Here is a 16,066-nt window from a genome sequence, read left to right as displayed (position 1 = left end):
CTCACTCCCCCTCTTCGAAGCGGACACGGGGATCGATCAACACGAGGGCGATGTCGGTCAGGAGCAGGGCGAGCAGCGAGACCACCCCCGTGACCATGACTCCGGACTCGAGGAGGAAGATGTCCTTCTCGACCGTGGCCGAGACCAGCAGCGCGCCGAGACCCGGATACCCGAAGAGCGTCTCGACGATCGCGCTGCCACCGAGGAGGCTGCCGAGGTAGATGCCGAGCAGCGAGACGGTCGGGATCACCGCGTTGCGCGCGACGTGCCCGACGGTCAGCTGCGCGCCGTGCAGACCCTTGATGACAGCGGTGCGGTAGTACTGCGAGTCGAGCGTCTCGAGCACGCCGGTGCGCGTCATCCGCGCCAGTACCGAGAGATAGCCGAGGGCGAGAGTGATCGCCGGCAGCACGAGCGCGCGCAGCACGTCGGCCGGCGGGCCGTCGAGGCTGATCGAGGACTGGATGGGGAACCACCCGAGCGTGAGGCTGAACACGATCAGCAGGAGCACGCCGACGACGAACTCCGGCACCGACGCGAGCGACATCAGTCCGATCGTCAGCGCGCGATCGGTGCGAGAGCCCTCCCGGCGCGCCTGCAGCGCCCCGAGTGCGAAGGCGACGGGAACGAGGACGACGAACGCGACCGCTCCGAGGAAGAGCGAGTTCCCGAGCCGCTCGAGCACGAGGTCCCGCACGGGAGCGGCGTAGATGAGGCTGGTGCCCCAGTCGCCCGTGACGAATCCGACGAGCCAGGAGAAGTAGCGCTCGATGATGGGCCCGGTGAGGCCGTGCGCCTCGTTCCACGCCTGCACCTGCTCGGCTGTCGCGTACTGCCCGAGCGCGTTGCGCCCTGGGTCGCCCGGCACGATCTCGATCAGCCAGAACACCAGCCCCGAGACCACGAGCAGCACGAGCGGCACCTGCAGCAGGCGCTGACCGATGAGACGCGGCACCTGGCTGTGCCGGGCGCGGAGGACCGCCAGTCCTCGTCGGGCGGACGCCTGCGCGGAGGCGGTCGCGTCCGGCGAGAGGCTGGCGGTCACGGTCGTCACTTCCCTTCGACGGAGATGCCGGCGAAGTTGTAGCCGGACCAGAAGTCGAGCGGGGCGATGAACTCGCCCTTCACGCGCGTGTTCTGGAGCACTTCCGATCGCACCAGGGCCGGGATGATGGTCGGCACGTCCGTCCACTCGATCTGCGAGATGTCGGTGAGCAGCGCCTCGCGCTCGGCCTCGTCGGTGGTGGCGTCGAAGGCTGTGACGAGCTGCCCCAGCTCCGGGTTGGCGTAGTGGGCCGCGTTCCAGGCCGCGCCCTCGGCGTAGAACAGGCCGTAGTACTGCGACGGCACGCGCTTGCCCCAGCTGGTGACGGTGAGTGGAGCGTTGAGCCACGGGGAGTCGGCGCCCTCGGCGTAGTACTGCTCATCCGAGAGCACCTCGAGGTCGACGTCGAAGCCGTCGACGGCGTTGAGCTGCTGCTGCAGCACCTCGCCGAAGAGCTGGAACGACGTCGTGATCGTGAAGGACACCGTGCGCCCGTCGAGCAGGTCGGCGACCTTGTCGAGGTCCTGCTCGCGCTGCGGAATGCCCTCGGGCTGCGGCAGGTAGTCCGGCAGCACGGGGTAGTCGTTGCCGACGGCGGCGGTTCCGCCGTAGACGTCGTCGACGATGCCCTGGCGGTCGACCGCCCACGCCAGCGCCTCGCGGATCGTCGCGTCGTCGAACGGCGCCTCCGTGACGTCGAGGTGGATGCCGTAGAAGTGGCTGTACCCGCTGGACAGCGTGTCGTAGTCGTCGACATCCACGGTGGCGAGCACGTCGGGCGTGATCGAGATGCGGTCGATGTCACCGGCCTGGAACGCGAGCACCGACGCCTGCGGATCCTTGTAGATCTTGAGCTCCACACCGTCGAGTTCGATCTCGTCGGCGTTCCAGTAGTCGGGGTTCTTCACGAAGCTGATGCTCTGGCCGACCTCGTAGTCCTCGAGCAGGAACTGCCCTGCGCCGACCGGCTCGTCGAGCCACGTGCCGGGCTCGTAGTCGGCGGGCAGGATGCCGGTGTTGTTGCCCGCGAGCAGACGGGGGAAGTCCGAGAACGGGCGCGCGAGCGTGAACGCGACCGCGCCGTCGCCGGCATCCGACACCGCGTCGAGGATGCCGGTGAACGCGCTCTTCGCCGGGGACACGCTGTCCTCTCCGATGATCGCCTCGAACGTCGCCACGACGTCGGCGGCCGTGACCGGGGAGCCGTCGTTGAACCGGGCGCCGTCCCGGAGGGTGAAGGTCCAGGTCAGCCCGTCGTCGGATGCCGACCACTCGGTGGCGAGACGGGGCAGCGCCTCGCCGTCGGCCGTGAAGCTGACGAGCTGCTCGGTCACGAGTCCCGCGATCAGCTGCGCGTCGCTGTCGGCGACCGTCAGCGGGTCGATCTCTGCTCCGGGTTCGGTGATGCCGATGCGGTAGACCGCTTCGGCCGACCCGTCGGTGTCGTCACCGGATGCCGTGGTGGTCGCGCATCCCGTGAGCGCCAGCAGGGTCGCGCTGACGGCGGCCGCCGAGACGAGCGTTCGCCGACGGCGGGCGGGGTGGGAGGTGAGAAGGGTCATGTGCGGTGTCCTCGGTTCGGGTGCGGGCGTCGCGTCAGCGCGGCAGGAGCTCGGCGGCATCCACCTGGACGCGCTCGGAGTAGAAGGCGACGTACCCGGCGATGGTCTGCAGGTAGTCGAACGGGCTCGGGTAGGACCAGGCGACGTCGGTGCCGGGCTCGGTCCTGAGCGCCCAGTAGTCGTCGGCGTCGCCCTTGACGGGGCAGTGCGTGCGCGATGCGGTCGGCTGCAGCAGATCCCAGTTCACGTCCTCACGGGGCAGGTAGAAGCGGTCGGCGTGATCCGTCTCGTGCAGCACGATGGCGCGCGTCGAGTCCGCGATCACCTGGTCCCCGGCGGTCACGCGCACGCGGTGCGCGGCGGGTTCGGTGGTGACGCGATGCGCGCGCTCGGCGGTGGTCTCGGACATGGATGCTCCTCCGTGGTTCGTGGGTACGCCCATATAAGCGCCCCCTCAGCGGGACATGAAGGGAGGTTCCGCACCGTGACGACGCATGTCGCCGCGTGTCGTCATGGACCATCGGAAGGCGCGCGTCAAGTCCCTTCAGCGGCCGCGTAACCCCGGGGCAGGATGGCGTTCATCGCATCGATCGGAGTCCCGAAACCATGACCGCCACCGCGCTCGTCGCCGACACCGCCGTCCCCTTCGCCGCTCGCGGCCCGCTCAGTGACGCCGTGATACGCGCTCTCACGGGCGCCGGCGGCGACGCGGAGCACTCCGCGCTCGCTCTCGGTGCGGTCGCCGAGAGCGTCGACGTCATCCGCGACGACGACATCCAGGTCGCGCTGTTCCTCCTCTACAGCTCGGCATACGGGTCGCTCCCCGGGCTGGACGCCGACCTCGAGTGGGATCCCCACCTCCTCACGACGCGCCGCATCCTCGAGGACGCGTTCGAGCGCGCCGTGCGGGAGAGCGTGCCGATGCCGGAGCTCCCCGAGCCGACCGTGGATGCCGTCGGCCGGGCGCTCTTCGCTCTCGCCGCGGCCGACACGGGTCCCAGCCTCTCGCGCTACTTCGCGAAGAAGGCGACCAGGGAGCAGGCCGAGGAGATGCTGATGCAGCGTTCGGTCTACACGCTCCGCGAGGCGGACCCGCACTCCTGGGCGATCCCGCGGCTCACCGGCCGGGCGAAGGCGGCGCTGGTCGAGATCCAGGCGGACGAGTACGGCGGCGGGCGCCCGCAGCGGGTGCACGCGGTGCTGTTCGCGAACGCGATGCGGGCGGCCGGACTCGATGCGACCTACGGCGCCTACATCGATGACGTGCCCGCCATCACGCTCGCGTCGTTCAACATGATGTCGATGTTCGGCCTCAACCGGCGACTGGTCGGCGCGATCGTCGGGCACCTCGCGGCGTTCGAGATGACGTCATCGATCCCGTGCAAGCTGTACGCCGACGGGCTGCGCCGGCTGGGCTTCGACCAGGACGTCATGGAGTACTTCGACGAGCACATCGAGGCGGATGCCGTGCACGAGCAGATCGCCGCGCGTGACCTGGCGGGCGGCCTGGCCGAGGACCGGCCGGAGCTGCTCGCCGACATCATGTTCGGCGCGGCCGCCTGCCTGACGATCGACGGTTTGTCGGGCGCCCACATGCTGGACGCGTGGGCGGCAGGAGAGTCGTCTCTGCGCGGCTCGGTGCCGGCATGAGCACCGACCAGGAGCCGACCACGATCACCCCGTACCCGGACGGGCCGCTGCTGGTGCGGGGCGAGATCGAGCTGCGGACGCCGGAGGGCGAGGTCATCCGTCCGCACCGCCGCACCATGGCGCTCTGCCGGTGCGGGCTCTCGGTCATCAAGCCCTTCTGCGACGGCACGCACAAGGCTGCAGGGTTTCGCACCGAAGATGAAGGATCCTCCGAAGGACCGTGAGCTCAGGCGGTGGCGAGGTGTCCTGAGACGCGGGGTCGTGGCGTGCGCCAGCGTCGGTGGGGGTCCCACCACGCGGGTCCCCGAATCTCCGGGATACCGCCGTTCATCCTGATCTCCCACCCGGACCAGTCCAGCGACCGGTGATGCCACCAGCACAGCGGCACCCCGTTGTCGGTGTGCGTCGGCCCGCCGCGGGAGTGCTCGGTGACATGGTGGATCTCGCACCATGACGCGGGCACGTGGCAGCCTGGGATGAGGCATTCCCTGTCCCGGGCGACGATCGCCCTGCGTTGATGCACGGTGAACACCCGATCGGTGACGTTGATCCCGATGATGCGGCCCTCGTCGAACAGCACCCGCTGGATCGAGCCGGTGCAGGCGGTGTGCGCGGCGACATGCAACGGGATCGGCGCCTCGGACCCGGCCATCGTCGCCCACCCGCGCCCTGCGGCGAGGTCTTTCGCATCGACGTGCACGATCAGAGTCGGGGACGCGCCACCCAGGGTGGGCATGTCCTCATGCCGGGCGGCGATCCCGAGGGCGGCGGCGAGGGCATCGTGCCGTTTCTGGCCGGCACTGCGCCGATCGAACGGCTCGTCATCCTCGCCCGCACCGGTACCGCCGCTTTCGTCGGCGCGTTCGCGATCGACGTCGCTGTCTCGATCGCCGTCGTCACCGTCCTCGAACTGCACCCCGGGCTTCGGGGGCCCGTCGGTCTTCGGATTGCACTGCGCGTCGAACACCGCCTGCATCTGCGCCGCGACATCCGGGAGCAGATTCCCGCGGATCGCGTGGAGGCCGTTGCGTAGACGACCGATGGTGAAGAACCGCTGATTCTGCGCGCCCCGATCCGAAGGCTCCGGTCCGTCGGGATCCATCGCCGCCGCGATCATGTGCGCGTATCCACGCAGGTCTTCCGGCGTCGCCGGTGGCTCCGGAGGCTCGTCCAGGCTCTCAGCCGTCTGGGGTTCGGCCGCTTCTGGTTCGGCCGCAGCATCCGCATCACCCGGGGTGTCGAAGAAGGTCCGGTGCCCGCGGGCGCAGGCCGCCAACAGGGCATCCGCTTCCAGGACCGTCTCCCGCCCGACCTTGTGCGCCGCCTTGTCGATCGGACCCACCGCCGCGAGCATCCCGGCCACACCGATCACCCCGTCGAGCATCGCCTCTCGCAACGCCGGAAACCTCGCCTCGAGCCGCTCCCCCGAACTGACGCTGATCTGCCGACGCACCGCATCGCCGGCCTTCCCGACCCGCGTCGCGCCCGCCACATCCGTCCGCAGCACCCGCTGCAGCAACTCGTTCTGGCCGCGGCATCCGAACGAGTGCGAGAAGTCCGGGTGCGCGGACGCGGTCGTCTCCACGACCACCGCCTCGATCCTCCGGAATGCGTCCCCCGCGACGCGCAGCACATCCATCCGCTCCGCGTCGGGCAACCCCGCCAGCACATCCGCGGACAGCACCAGGTCGAGGTCGGCGACGACCCGATCCAGGAGTTCCTCGGTGCTGTTCATACCCCCAGTCAATCCGGGACCACCGACATTCAGACCTCGAAAATGACCTGATCAACGGATATATCTGATATTCCGGAATGCGCGGGAACGCACGCGGACCCGGTATGGCGACCACGAAAAGCCGACGCCCCCGCCTGGCGTGAACTCCGGGAGCGTGGCTCCTCCACACCCGGAGAAGTCGCGGCCGTCGGCGTGGACGAGAGACCGTTCGACAAGCCCGGCCGATCCCTGTCATGCCGCGGATCTGCAAGATATTTCAGTGGCCGAAATCTATTGCATCGAGGTGCGGACTCTGTCACCATCAATCAGTCGTCCTCCGCAGTACCCATCCACACAGTTAGGGCAATCAATGAAGATCTCCCGCATCACCGCAGCTGCCGTCGTGGCCATCGCCGCCATCGCCGTCACCGGCTGCACCGCGCCATCCGACAAGACCTCGACGGCGACGGAGTCCGCAGGATTCCAGTGCGCCGAGGGCGAGACCTACGTGATGAACGTCATGGTCTCCTCCCACCAGTACTGGGTTCCCGTCTACCAGGGGTTCAAGCAGGCCGCCGAGGCGATGGGGTGCGAGACGGTGTTCTCCGGAACCCCCGACTACGACATCAGCAAGCAGGTCGCCTCCTTCGAGCAGGATCTGGTCGAGAAGCCGGCGGGCGTGCTGCTGCACCCCATGCAGGCGGACCCGTTCATCGAGCCGATCAATTCCGCGATCGATGAGGGCATCGAGGTGGTGACCTTCGCCGCCGACTCCCCCGATTCGAACCGCACCTCGTACGTCACCTCCGACAATCGCGCAGAAGCCGCATTCGCCGCCGAGGAGATCGTCAAGGTCGTCGGAGAGAGCGGCGAGTACGCCGTCCTCGAGAACCCCGGGCAGAGCAACCACGACCTGCGCGTGACGGCGTTCATCGAGTACATGGAGAACAACTACCCGGACATGAAGCTCGTCGGCCGCCAGGCGACGAACCAGGACAGCACCAAGGCCTACCAGGCCACCGGCTCGATCCTGCAGGCCAACCCCGAGCTCGACGCGATCTGGATCCCGGAAGCCGGGTCCGCCGAAGGCGCCGCCGCCGCCATCACCGAGGCGAACGCCGACGTGTTGATCCTGCACGCCGACATCACGCCCACCACCCTCGACCTCATCAAGGACGGAACGATCCACCTCTCGGTGAACCCGAACCAGGGCATCCAGGGCTTCATGGGGTTCATGACCCTCTTCATGGCGGCGCACCCCGACCTGATCGATCCGTTCAACGACTACAAGGAGTCCGGCTACAACCCGGCCCAGGTCCCGTTCGTCGACAACGGCTTCTCCGTCATCACCAAGGAGAACGCCGCGTCGTTCGACCTCGAGAAGTACATGGAAGGCCGCAGCACCGAGTAACCGGCGCTCGCCCCTCCCCCTTGTCCTCGAGCTCGATCAATGGAGACGACCTTGGAACACACGACAATCCTCGACATCAAGAACGTCAGCAAGTCGTTCGGTTCGATCCATGCACTGAGATCCGTCGACTTCACTCTCCGCAAGGGGGAGGTCCACGCCATCGCCGGCGAGAACGGCGCAGGCAAATCCACCCTGATGAACGTCATCGACGGGATCGTGCGGCCCGACAGCGGCACGATCCTGCTCGACGGCGAACCGGTGGAGATCACCTCGCCGGCCGTCGCGCAGAAACTGGGCATCGGCTTCGTCCACCAGGAGATCGAGCTGTGCCCCGACGTGACGGTCGCCGAGAACATGTTCATGGCAGCCACCAACGCGAGCCGCTCCTGGCTGATGGACCCTGAGTCGCTCGAGCGCAAGGCCGGCGAGATCCTCCGTCAGCTCGGCAACATCGATCCGCGAGCGCTGGTTCGAGACCTGTCGATCTCGAACCAGCAGCTCGTCGAGATCGCCAAGGCGCTCACGCTCGACTGCCGGGTGCTCATCCTCGACGAGCCCACGGCCGCGCTCACCGAGATCGAGGCGCAGACGCTGTTCCGCATCATGCGGGAGCTCTCCGCCCGCGGCATCTCGATCATCTACATCTCCCACCGCATGGTCGAGATCTTCGAGAACTGCGACCGGGTCTCGGTGTTCCGCGACGGTCAGCACATCATGACCAGCCGCGTGTCCGAGACGACTCCGAACGACCTGGTGCGCTCCATGGTGGGACGCACCCTCGACAACCAGTACCCGGAGAAGCAGCGAGAAGACGAGCGCTCCGACGAGGTCATCCTGTCCGTCCGGAACCTGACCGACAGCCCGCGGTACGCCGACATCTCGTTCGATGTGCGACGCGGCGAGATCCTCGGCCTCGGCGGCCTCATCGGCGCCGGCCGCAGCGAGATCGCGAAGGGCGTCTGCCGACTGGAAGGTGACGCGACGGGCGAGGTCGCCCTGAACGGCGAGCCTCTCCGTCTGAAGCACTACCAGGACTGCATCGCCCACGGCATCGTCTACCTGTCGGAGGACCGGAAAGCCGAAGGCGTGTTCCTCGACCTGTCGATCGCCGAGAACACGTCGGCGATGTCGCTGCGAGAGGTCTCGCGCTTCGGTCTGATCGGGAAGCGCCGTGAGGACCGCCTCGCCGCCCGCGTCGGCCGCGGACTGCGCCTCAAATACGGACAGCTCGACGACGCCGTCTCGACCCTGTCCGGCGGCAACCAGCAGAAGGTCGCCCTGGCGAAGCTGCTGGCCGTGAACCCGAAGGTCATCTTCCTCGACGAACCCACCCGCGGGGTCGACGTCGGCGCCAAGGCCGAGATTCACGCGATCCTGCGCGATCTCGCACGGAAGGGGATCGGCATCGTGGTCATCTCCTCGGAGATGCCGGAACTGATCGGAGTCTCGGACCGGGTGATCGTCGTCCGAGAAGGCGAGATCAGCGGCGAGGTCACCGGCGACGACATGACGGAAGAGAACATCTTGAGCTTGGCCTCGATGGCCGAACGGAAGCAGGAGCTGGTGTGATGACGCAACAACAGACTTTGATGACCGCCCCGCCGATGCCGGCGGAGCCCGAAGCCCGACCCGATCTGAAGCATCTCGTCTCGCGCTTCCTCCGGATGCGCGAGACCGGGCTGATCCTGATCCTGCTCGTCCTGGTCGTGGCGATGTCGTTCGCCTCGCCGCACTTCCTGACGCTCGCGAACATCGAGGCGATGGCCATGGTGTTCGCCGTCGAGGGCATCGTCGTCGTCGGCATGACGATCCTGCTCATCTCCGGGGGCATCGACCTGTCGGTCGGGTCGGTCACGGCGTTGTCGATGGTGCTGGCGGGCTGGCTCTACCTTCAGGGCATCGACCCGTGGCTGGCATCCGGCATCGCCATTCTCGCGAGCATCGCCACCGGCGCGGTGATGGGCGTCCTCGTGACGAAAGTGGGGCTGAACCACTTCGTGGTCACCCTCGCCGTCATGGTCATCGCCCGCGGAGTCTGCCTTCTCCTCACCGGCGGTCGGCCGCTCGGGCTGTACTCCCTGCCCAGCGAGTTCAAGTTCATCGGCCAGGGCTCCATCGGGCCGATCCCGCTCGTCATCGTCATCTTCCTGGTCGTCGTCATCGCCTTCGACTTCATGCTGCGGCGGACGACCGCGTTCCGGAAGGTGTTCTACACCGGAAGCAACGAGAAGGCGGCCGCCTACTCGGGAATCCGCACCAAGCACGCCATCTTCTTCACGACCGTCCTGTGCTCGGCTCTCGCCGGCGTCGCCGGCATCATCTACATGGCACGCTTCGGGTCCGCGCAGCCGACGTTCGGGATCGGAATGGAGCTGAACGTCATCGCCGCGGCTGTCATCGGCGGCGCCAGCCTCAAGGGCGGTTCGGGAACCATCTTCGGTGCGACCCTCGGCGCGATCCTGCTCTCGGTGGTCTCGAGCTCGCTGACTCTTCTGGACGTCTCCGTGTACTGGCAGGACATCGTTCGCGGCAGCATCCTGCTCGTGGCGCTGCTCGTCGACCACTACCTGTCCCGCCGACGGACGGTGTGACGCCATGGTCTTCGAGAACAGGGAAGATCTCGCGACGATCCGCAAGATCCATACCGTCGTCACGCTCCACTTCGTCGAGGGAATGACGCAGTCCGAGATCGCCGCGCGCCTCAATCTCTCCGCGTCGAAGGTGAATCGCCTCATCCGGCGAGGGCGCGAGCTCGGCATGGTCAAGATCTCCATCGACGCAGGGCCGTTCCAGCGGCTCGTCGATCTGGAAGGCGAGCTGGTCCGGTCGACGGCTCTCGGCACCGCGGTGGTGACCCCCACCGTGGAGGGGAACCCGGACACGAATCTGCAGGTCGTCGGCCGTGCCGCGGCCAACGAGCTGCTGGAGACGATCCGCGACGGAGACGTGATCGCGATCACCGGCGGCAAGGCGCTGAGCGCCGTCGTCGATGGGCTCGACCCCGACCGCGTGTTCGACGTGACGGTCGTGCCGCTCACGGGGGGCGTGCAGGGGAAGTACTACACCGACGTAAACCACCTCGCGACGCAGCTCGCCGAGCGTCTGGGCGGGAGGGCCGTGCTGATGCATGCTCCGCTCTTCGCCGAGAGCCGCGAGGAACGCGACACGCTCATGGAGGTCGGATCGATCAAGCAGGCGTTCGATCTCGCCCGGCGCGCGAACGTCGCGATGGTCGGCATCGGATCCGTCGAGACCGAGGGATCGAGCTACTACGACCTCGCTCCGCTCTCGGAGTCCGATCGTGCGCTGCTCCGCAGCGGTGAGGTCGGCGGAGAGTTCCTCGCGCACCTGATCGCGGATGACGGATCGCTCGCGGACTCTCCGCTGAACTCGCGTCTCCTCGCACTCTCCCCCTCCGAGCTCGCCGCCTGCCCCACCACGATCGGTGTGGCTGTCGGGCCGGAGAAGGTGCGCCCCATCCGAGCCGCGCTGGCCGGCGGCTACATCCGATCCCTCATCGTCGATGAGGAGACTGCAGCGTCGGTGGTCGCACCGGACGAGGAGAAGAAATGACGGAGATGCTCACCCGGCCGCTCGGCGGCTCATCGATCGACGCCTCGGCCGTCGGCCTGGGTACCTGGGCCATCGGCGGGTGGATGTGGGGCGGCACGGATGAATCGGAGTCGATCGCCGCGATCCAGGCCTCGATCGACGAGGGGATCTCGCTGATCGACACCGCGCCGGCCTACGGGCAGGGCCGTGCCGAGGAGATCCTCGGAGCGGCGATCCGCGGACGCCGCGACGAGGTGGTCCTCGCGACCAAGTGCGGCCTGGTGTGGCACACCACCAAGGGCAATCGCTTCTTCGACTTCGACGGAGAACCGGTCCACCGGTACCTCGGCCGCGAATCGATCGTCCACGAGGTGGAGGAGAGTCTGCGGCGCCTCGGGACCGACCACATCGATCTCTACATCACGCACTGGCAGGACCCCACGACCCCGATCGAGGAGACCGTCGCTGCCCTCGTGCAGCTGCGCGAGCAGGGCAAGATCCGCGCCATCGGAGCGAGCAACGTCTCGGAACAGGAGCTGCGGTCCTACGTGGCGACCGGCGAGCTCGACGCCATCCAGGAGGAGTACTCGATGATCGCCCGCGACATCGAGACCACTCTCCTTCCGATCGCACGGGATGCCGGCGTCTCGACGCTGAGCTACTCCTCGCTGGCCCTGGGCCTGCTCTCGGGGAGCATGGGCCCGGATCGAGTGTTCTCGGGCGACGATCAGCGCAAGGGAAACCCCCGCTTCTCCCTCGGGAATCGCGAGAAGGTCGCCCGCTTGATGGAGGCCATCGACCCCGTCGCCGACGCGCATGCGGCGACGAAGGCGCAGATCGTGATCGCCTGGACGCTGCAGCAGCCCGGCATCACCTACTCGCTGTGCGGCGCGCGCAATCCGAAGCAGGCGAGGGAGAATGCCGCGGCCGGGCGCCTCCGGCTGTCGGACGACGACCTCACGCTGATCGATGCGGCCGTGGCCCTGCACGTGAACGATCTCGACGCATGAACGCCGCCAGGAACGCCAGGTTCGAGAGCATCCGTGCCGACGGAGCATTCGACGCGATCGTGGTCGGCGGCGGGATCAACGGCGTCGGCGCATTCCGCGAGCTGTCCCTCCAGGGTCTTCGCGTGCTGCTGGTCGAGCGCGTGGACTTCTGCTCCGGATGCAGCGCCGCACCGTCGCGCATGATCCACGGCGGGCTCCGGTATCTGGAGAACGGCGAGTTCGGCCTCGTGCGCGAATCGCTGCGGGAGCGGGACGCACTTCTGCGCAACGCGCCGCACATGGTGCGACCGCTCGCCACCGTGGTGCCGATCACCTCGGTGTTCTCCGGGCTGTTCAACGCGGCGGCGAGCTTCTTCCGCCTCTCGACCCGACCGGCCCGCCGCGGCGCTGTGCCGTTGCGGATCGGACTGAGCATCTACGACTGGGTCACCCGGACCCGACGGATGCTGCCTCGACACCGGTTCCTCGGCACACGTGCGGCGTTCCGTCGTTGGCCGAAACTGACGTCGCGCATGAAGTTCGCCGCGGTGTTCTACGACGCGTGGATCAGCTACCCCGAGCGGCTGGGAGTCGAGCTCATCGTCGACACCGCGCGGATGGCTCCGGATTCCGTCGCGCTCAACTATGCCGAGATCGTCAGCGACGGTTCGGGCTTCGTGGTCACCGACAGCGAGACGGGCGCGCGCTACCCGGTGACGACGAAGACGGTCGTGAACGCCACCGGCGCGTGGCTGGACGAGTCGCTCTCGACGCTTCTTCCCGCCGGTGATCGCCCGGGTCAGCTGGTCGAGGGCACCAAGGGGTCTCACCTCGTGCTGGACAACCCCGAACTGTACGCCGCGCTCGACGGACACATGGTGTACTTCGACAACTCCGACGGCCGGATCTGCATCGCGTTCGGCTACCTCGGCCGGGTGCTCGCCGGTTCCACGGACATCAAGGTCGAGCGTGCGGAGCGCGTGCGATGCGAGGACGACGAGCGCGACTACATCCTGGATTCCCTGCAGGCGGTCTTCCCTGCGGTGACGATGTCGGCGGACCAGATCGTGTATTCCTTCAGCGGCATCCGTCCCCTGCTCAAGAGCGAGCACGACTTCACGGGGCGGATCACCCGCGGGCACGATGTGAAGCGGATCGACGGCGATGTTCCTCAGTACTGCATGATCGGCGGCAAATGGACGACATTCCGCGCGTTCGCTCAGGACCTCGCCGATGAGGTGCTCGAGGAGCTCGGGCGCGAACGCACCACGTCGACCGCGGAGCTCGGAATCGGCGGCGGAGCGGACTTCGTCGATGCGCCGCAGATCGAGACGGCGTTGATCGCGGAGTGGGGCGTGTCCGAGGACCGGGCGGCGCACCTCGCCGATGTCTACGGAACCCGCGCCGCCGAGGTGATGGAGTTCTGCACCGCTCGCGACGACGATCAGCCGATCGGCCCTGGCGTCGCGCTCACAGCCGCCGAAGTCGCCTTCATGGTGCAGCGCGAATACGCGACGAGGCTCGGCGACCTGATCCTCCGTCGCACCGCTGTCGCGATCACCGGGGCGGTGGATGCCGGGCTGATCGAGGCGATCGCCACCGTCGCGGCCGCCGAACTGGACTGGAATGACGAACGCCGTCTCGCGGAGATCGGTGAACTGGTGACGGATCTCGAGGACTACCACCGCGTCGACCGCGACGCCCTCGACCGTCGGACGATGGAAAGGACCCTGTGATGCGCCTGAGCACCCTGGCCAGGATGAACCGTCTCTTCAGCGACGGGGGCTGTCTCGACGTCGCGATCGATCACGGCGTGTGCAACGAGCCCGGCTTCCTGATCGGGTTGGAGGACATGCCCGGCGTGGTCTCGTCGCTGGTCGACGCGAAGCCGGACGCCATCCAGATGGCCTATGGCCAGGCCGACCTGCTGCAGGCCGTGCCCGGCAGGGACAAGCCCGCCCTCGTCATGCGCATCGACATGGGGAACCCGTACAACGCGCAGAAGCATCGGGTGATGTGGTCGATGCTGCAGAACCATGACGAGCCGATCATCGGGGCACTGGAGATGGATGCGGCCTGCGTCGTCGTGAATCTCTTCATGCTGCCGGACGAGCCCGAGCTGTTCCGCCAGTGCGTCGAGAACATCAGCCGGGTGCGCGCTTCCTGCGCCAAGTACGGGATGCCGCTCATGATCGAACCTCTGGTCATGCTGCCCAACGACGTCAGAGGCGGGTACCAGGTCGACGGCGACGCCGAGAAGATCGTGACACTCGTCCGGCTCGCCAGCGAGATGGGGGCCGACATCATCAAGGCCGACCCCACCGACGACCCCGAGGACTTCCATCGCGTGGTCGAGGCCGCTCGGGTTCCGGTGCTGGTCCGGGGCGGCGGCAAGGAGGGCCTCGACTCGGTGCTGACGAAGTCCGCGGCTCTCATGGCGCAGGGCGCATCGGGACTCGTCTACGGCCGCAACATCTACCAGCACGACAATCCGAAGGCCGTCGTCGACGCGCTGATGGCGATCGTGCACCGCGGCGCGTCCGGCGCCGAGGCATGGGATCTCTACAATGCCGGGTGACGGGCAGCCGGGCGACGGGAAGCAGTACCTGCTCGGCATCGACGTCGGCAACACCGTCATCAAGGCCGTCCTGTTCGACCTCGACGGCGAACGCATCTCGTCCTACGCGATCGACGGCCAATCGACGACTCCGGAACCCTGGCACGTCGAGAGGGATCTCGACGAGCTCTGGCGCAACGCGAAGGAGGCGCTGCAGCACTGCATCGCCGAGGCGGGCATCGACGCCCGCCAGATCATCGCCGCCGGATGCGCAGGACACGGCAACGGCCTCTATCTGCTGGACCAGGACGATCGGCCGCTCGTCGGGATCCAGTCGCTGGACACGCGGGCCGCCGGCGTCGCCGAGGAGCTGACCTCCGCGCACGGAGACGCCCTGCACGCCGCCACGCTGCAGGAGCCGTGGCCGTCGCAGACCCCCGTGCTGCTGGCGTGGATGCGGCGGCACCATCCGGACGTCGTCGACCGTGCCGGCACCCTCGTGATGTGCAAGGACTACATCACCTTCCAACTGACCGGCCAGAAGGTCAGCGACATCTCCGACATGTCCGGTGCCGGCCTGCTGAAGATGCCGGAGTGCCGCTACGACGACGAGCTTCTCGCCCTCTACGGCCTGGACGGTCTGCAGCGGCTGCTGCCGCGGTTGATCGATCCGACCGAGATCGCCGGGACGGTCACCGCGGAGGCCGCGGCCCAGACCGGTCTCGCCGAAGGCACCCCGGTCGTCGGCGGCCTGTTCGATGTGATCGCCAGCGCGCTGGGCGCGGGAGTCGTCGAGACCGCAGCGACCTCGATCATCGCGGGAACCTGGTCGGTCAACCAGTATCTGGCCGAGGAGCCGGTGGTCGATCGCGACCTGCTCATGGTCGCGGCCTTCGGGCCGGCGCGGTTCATGATCATGGACAACAGCGCCACCTCGGCATCCCACCTGGAATGGTACGTCCGCGAGTTCGTGGAACGAGGCGGTCACCATGAGGATCCGTTCGGCTTCTGCCACCGGCGCCTCTCCGAGGTCACGCCGCGGATCGACGATCCGTACTTCCATCCGTACCTCTACGGATCGCCGCAGGGCGCCGAGCGCCGGTCGGGCTTCTACGGAGTGGCCGGATGGCACGGCGAGGGGCATCTGATCAGGGCCCTGTTCGAGGGCGTGGTCTTCGAGCACCGCCGGCATGTCGAACGGCTCGAAGCCGCAGGCGCGACGATCGACAGGGCCACGCTCTCCGGAGGCGGCTCGCGAAGCCCGGTGTGGGCGCAGATGCTCGCCGACACTCTCGGCATCCCCATCTCGGTCGCGGCGGAGGACGAGACGGGCGCCCTGGGAGCGGCGCTGGCGGCCGGAGTCGGCGTCGGGGCGTTCTCCGACTATGAGGATGCTGCCGCGCACATGACCCGGATACGCAAGGTCTATGAACCCGACGCCGCGATGACCGAGCACTACGACCATCGTTATCGCGTATCGCATGATCTCGCCACCGCTCTCCAGGGTTTCTGGAGTGAGCAGTACCGCGACTCCCAGCGCTGAGCGGCCGTCGACCGAGACCACGGCACCCGAACCAAGGAAGAAG

At 67.7% G+C, this 16,066-nt stretch carries 14 protein-coding genes; 10 read left to right on the top strand and 4 right to left on the bottom strand.

The features are described 5' to 3' along the window. Nucleotide 1: 1 nt before the first annotated feature. Genes ABS642_RS18850 through ABS642_RS18840 form a run of 3 tightly spaced genes read right to left on the bottom strand, consistent with a single transcriptional unit; the run spans nt 2 to nt 3,016 of the window. Nucleotides 2-1,045 carry an ABC transporter permease gene (locus tag ABS642_RS18850; protein WP_350351338.1) on the bottom strand — a complete coding sequence of 348 codons (1,044 nt, stop codon included), beginning with the start codon at nt 1,043-1,045 and terminating at the stop codon, nt 2-4. Nucleotides 1,046-1,050: 5 nt separating this feature from the next. Continuing rightward, the gene (locus ABS642_RS18845) at nt 1,051-2,607 is read right to left on the bottom strand and encodes an ABC transporter substrate-binding protein (protein ID WP_350351337.1); all 1,557 of its coding nucleotides are present in this window, start codon (nt 2,605-2,607) and stop codon (nt 1,051-1,053) included. Between the two features lie 34 nt (nt 2,608-2,641). Further along, on the bottom strand, nt 2,642-3,016 hold the full coding sequence (locus tag ABS642_RS18840) for a DUF427 domain-containing protein (RefSeq protein WP_350351336.1): 375 nt from the start codon (nt 3,014-3,016) through the stop codon (nt 2,642-2,644). A gap of 197 nt (nt 3,017-3,213) precedes the next feature. Here ABS642_RS18840 and ABS642_RS18835 point away from each other — a divergent pair, with 197 nt between their 5' ends. Beyond that, on the top strand, nt 3,214-4,257 hold the full coding sequence (locus tag ABS642_RS18835; RefSeq protein WP_350351335.1) for an iron-containing redox enzyme family protein: 1,044 nt from the start codon (nt 3,214-3,216) through the stop codon (nt 4,255-4,257). Further along, nucleotides 4,254-4,481 carry a CDGSH iron-sulfur domain-containing protein gene (locus ABS642_RS18830; RefSeq protein WP_282216086.1) on the top strand — a complete coding sequence of 76 codons (228 nt, stop codon included), beginning with the start codon at nt 4,254-4,256 and terminating at the stop codon, nt 4,479-4,481. Before ABS642_RS18835 ends, ABS642_RS18830 begins: the two co-directional genes overlap by 4 nt. Before the next feature lie 2 nt (nt 4,482-4,483). Here the strand turns inward: ABS642_RS18830 and ABS642_RS18825 are convergent, their stop codons facing one another. Next, nucleotides 4,484-5,992, bottom strand: coding sequence for a DUF222 domain-containing protein (locus ABS642_RS18825; RefSeq protein WP_350351334.1), 1,509 nt, complete (start codon nt 5,990-5,992; stop codon nt 4,484-4,486). A 349-nt stretch (nt 5,993-6,341) separates the two neighbouring features. On the opposite strand from ABS642_RS18825, the gene ABS642_RS18820 reads away from it, so the two are divergent. Genes ABS642_RS18820 through ABS642_RS18785 form a run of 8 tightly spaced genes read left to right on the top strand, consistent with a single transcriptional unit; the run spans nt 6,342 to nt 16,023 of the window. Beyond that, on the top strand, nt 6,342-7,382 hold the full coding sequence (locus ABS642_RS18820) for a substrate-binding domain-containing protein (protein ID WP_282216068.1): 1,041 nt from the start codon (nt 6,342-6,344) through the stop codon (nt 7,380-7,382). Between the two features lie 51 nt (nt 7,383-7,433). Next, a complete protein-coding gene (locus ABS642_RS18815) occupies nt 7,434-8,951 on the top strand; it encodes a sugar ABC transporter ATP-binding protein (RefSeq protein ID WP_350351333.1) in 1,518 nt (505 codons plus the stop codon). Between the two features lie 20 nt (nt 8,952-8,971). Then, a complete protein-coding gene (locus tag ABS642_RS18810) occupies nt 8,972-9,973 on the top strand; it encodes an ABC transporter permease (RefSeq protein ID WP_282216066.1) in 1,002 nt (333 codons plus the stop codon). Between the two features lie 4 nt (nt 9,974-9,977). Beyond that, nucleotides 9,978-10,955, top strand: coding sequence for a sugar-binding transcriptional regulator (locus tag ABS642_RS18805; RefSeq protein ID WP_350351332.1), 978 nt, complete (start codon nt 9,978-9,980; stop codon nt 10,953-10,955). Further along, entirely contained in the window at nt 10,952-11,944 is a 993-nt protein-coding gene (locus ABS642_RS18800; protein WP_350351331.1) for an aldo/keto reductase, read from the top strand. Before ABS642_RS18805 ends, ABS642_RS18800 begins: the two co-directional genes overlap by 4 nt. Further along, the gene (locus tag ABS642_RS18795) at nt 11,941-13,659 is read left to right on the top strand and encodes a glycerol-3-phosphate dehydrogenase/oxidase (protein ID WP_350351330.1); all 1,719 of its coding nucleotides are present in this window, start codon (nt 11,941-11,943) and stop codon (nt 13,657-13,659) included. The genes ABS642_RS18800 and ABS642_RS18795 overlap by 4 nt, the downstream gene beginning before the upstream one ends. Further along, a complete protein-coding gene (locus ABS642_RS18790) occupies nt 13,659-14,501 on the top strand; it encodes a class I fructose-bisphosphate aldolase (RefSeq protein ID WP_350351329.1) in 843 nt (280 codons plus the stop codon). Before ABS642_RS18795 ends, ABS642_RS18790 begins: the two co-directional genes overlap by 1 nt. Next, nucleotides 14,491-16,023 carry an FGGY-family carbohydrate kinase gene (locus ABS642_RS18785; RefSeq protein WP_350351328.1) on the top strand — a complete coding sequence of 511 codons (1,533 nt, stop codon included), beginning with the start codon at nt 14,491-14,493 and terminating at the stop codon, nt 16,021-16,023. Before ABS642_RS18790 ends, ABS642_RS18785 begins: the two co-directional genes overlap by 11 nt. The last annotated feature ends 43 nt before the right edge of the window (nt 16,024-16,066 follow it).

It is taken from the genome of Microbacterium sp. A8/3-1 (assembly GCF_040267695.1).
In the GTDB taxonomy this organism is placed as follows: Bacteria; Actinomycetota; Actinomycetes; order Actinomycetales; family Microbacteriaceae; genus Microbacterium; species Microbacterium luteolum.
Note: the sequence above shows the minus strand (reverse complement) of the source record. Positions and strands in the feature narration are given on the sequence as shown.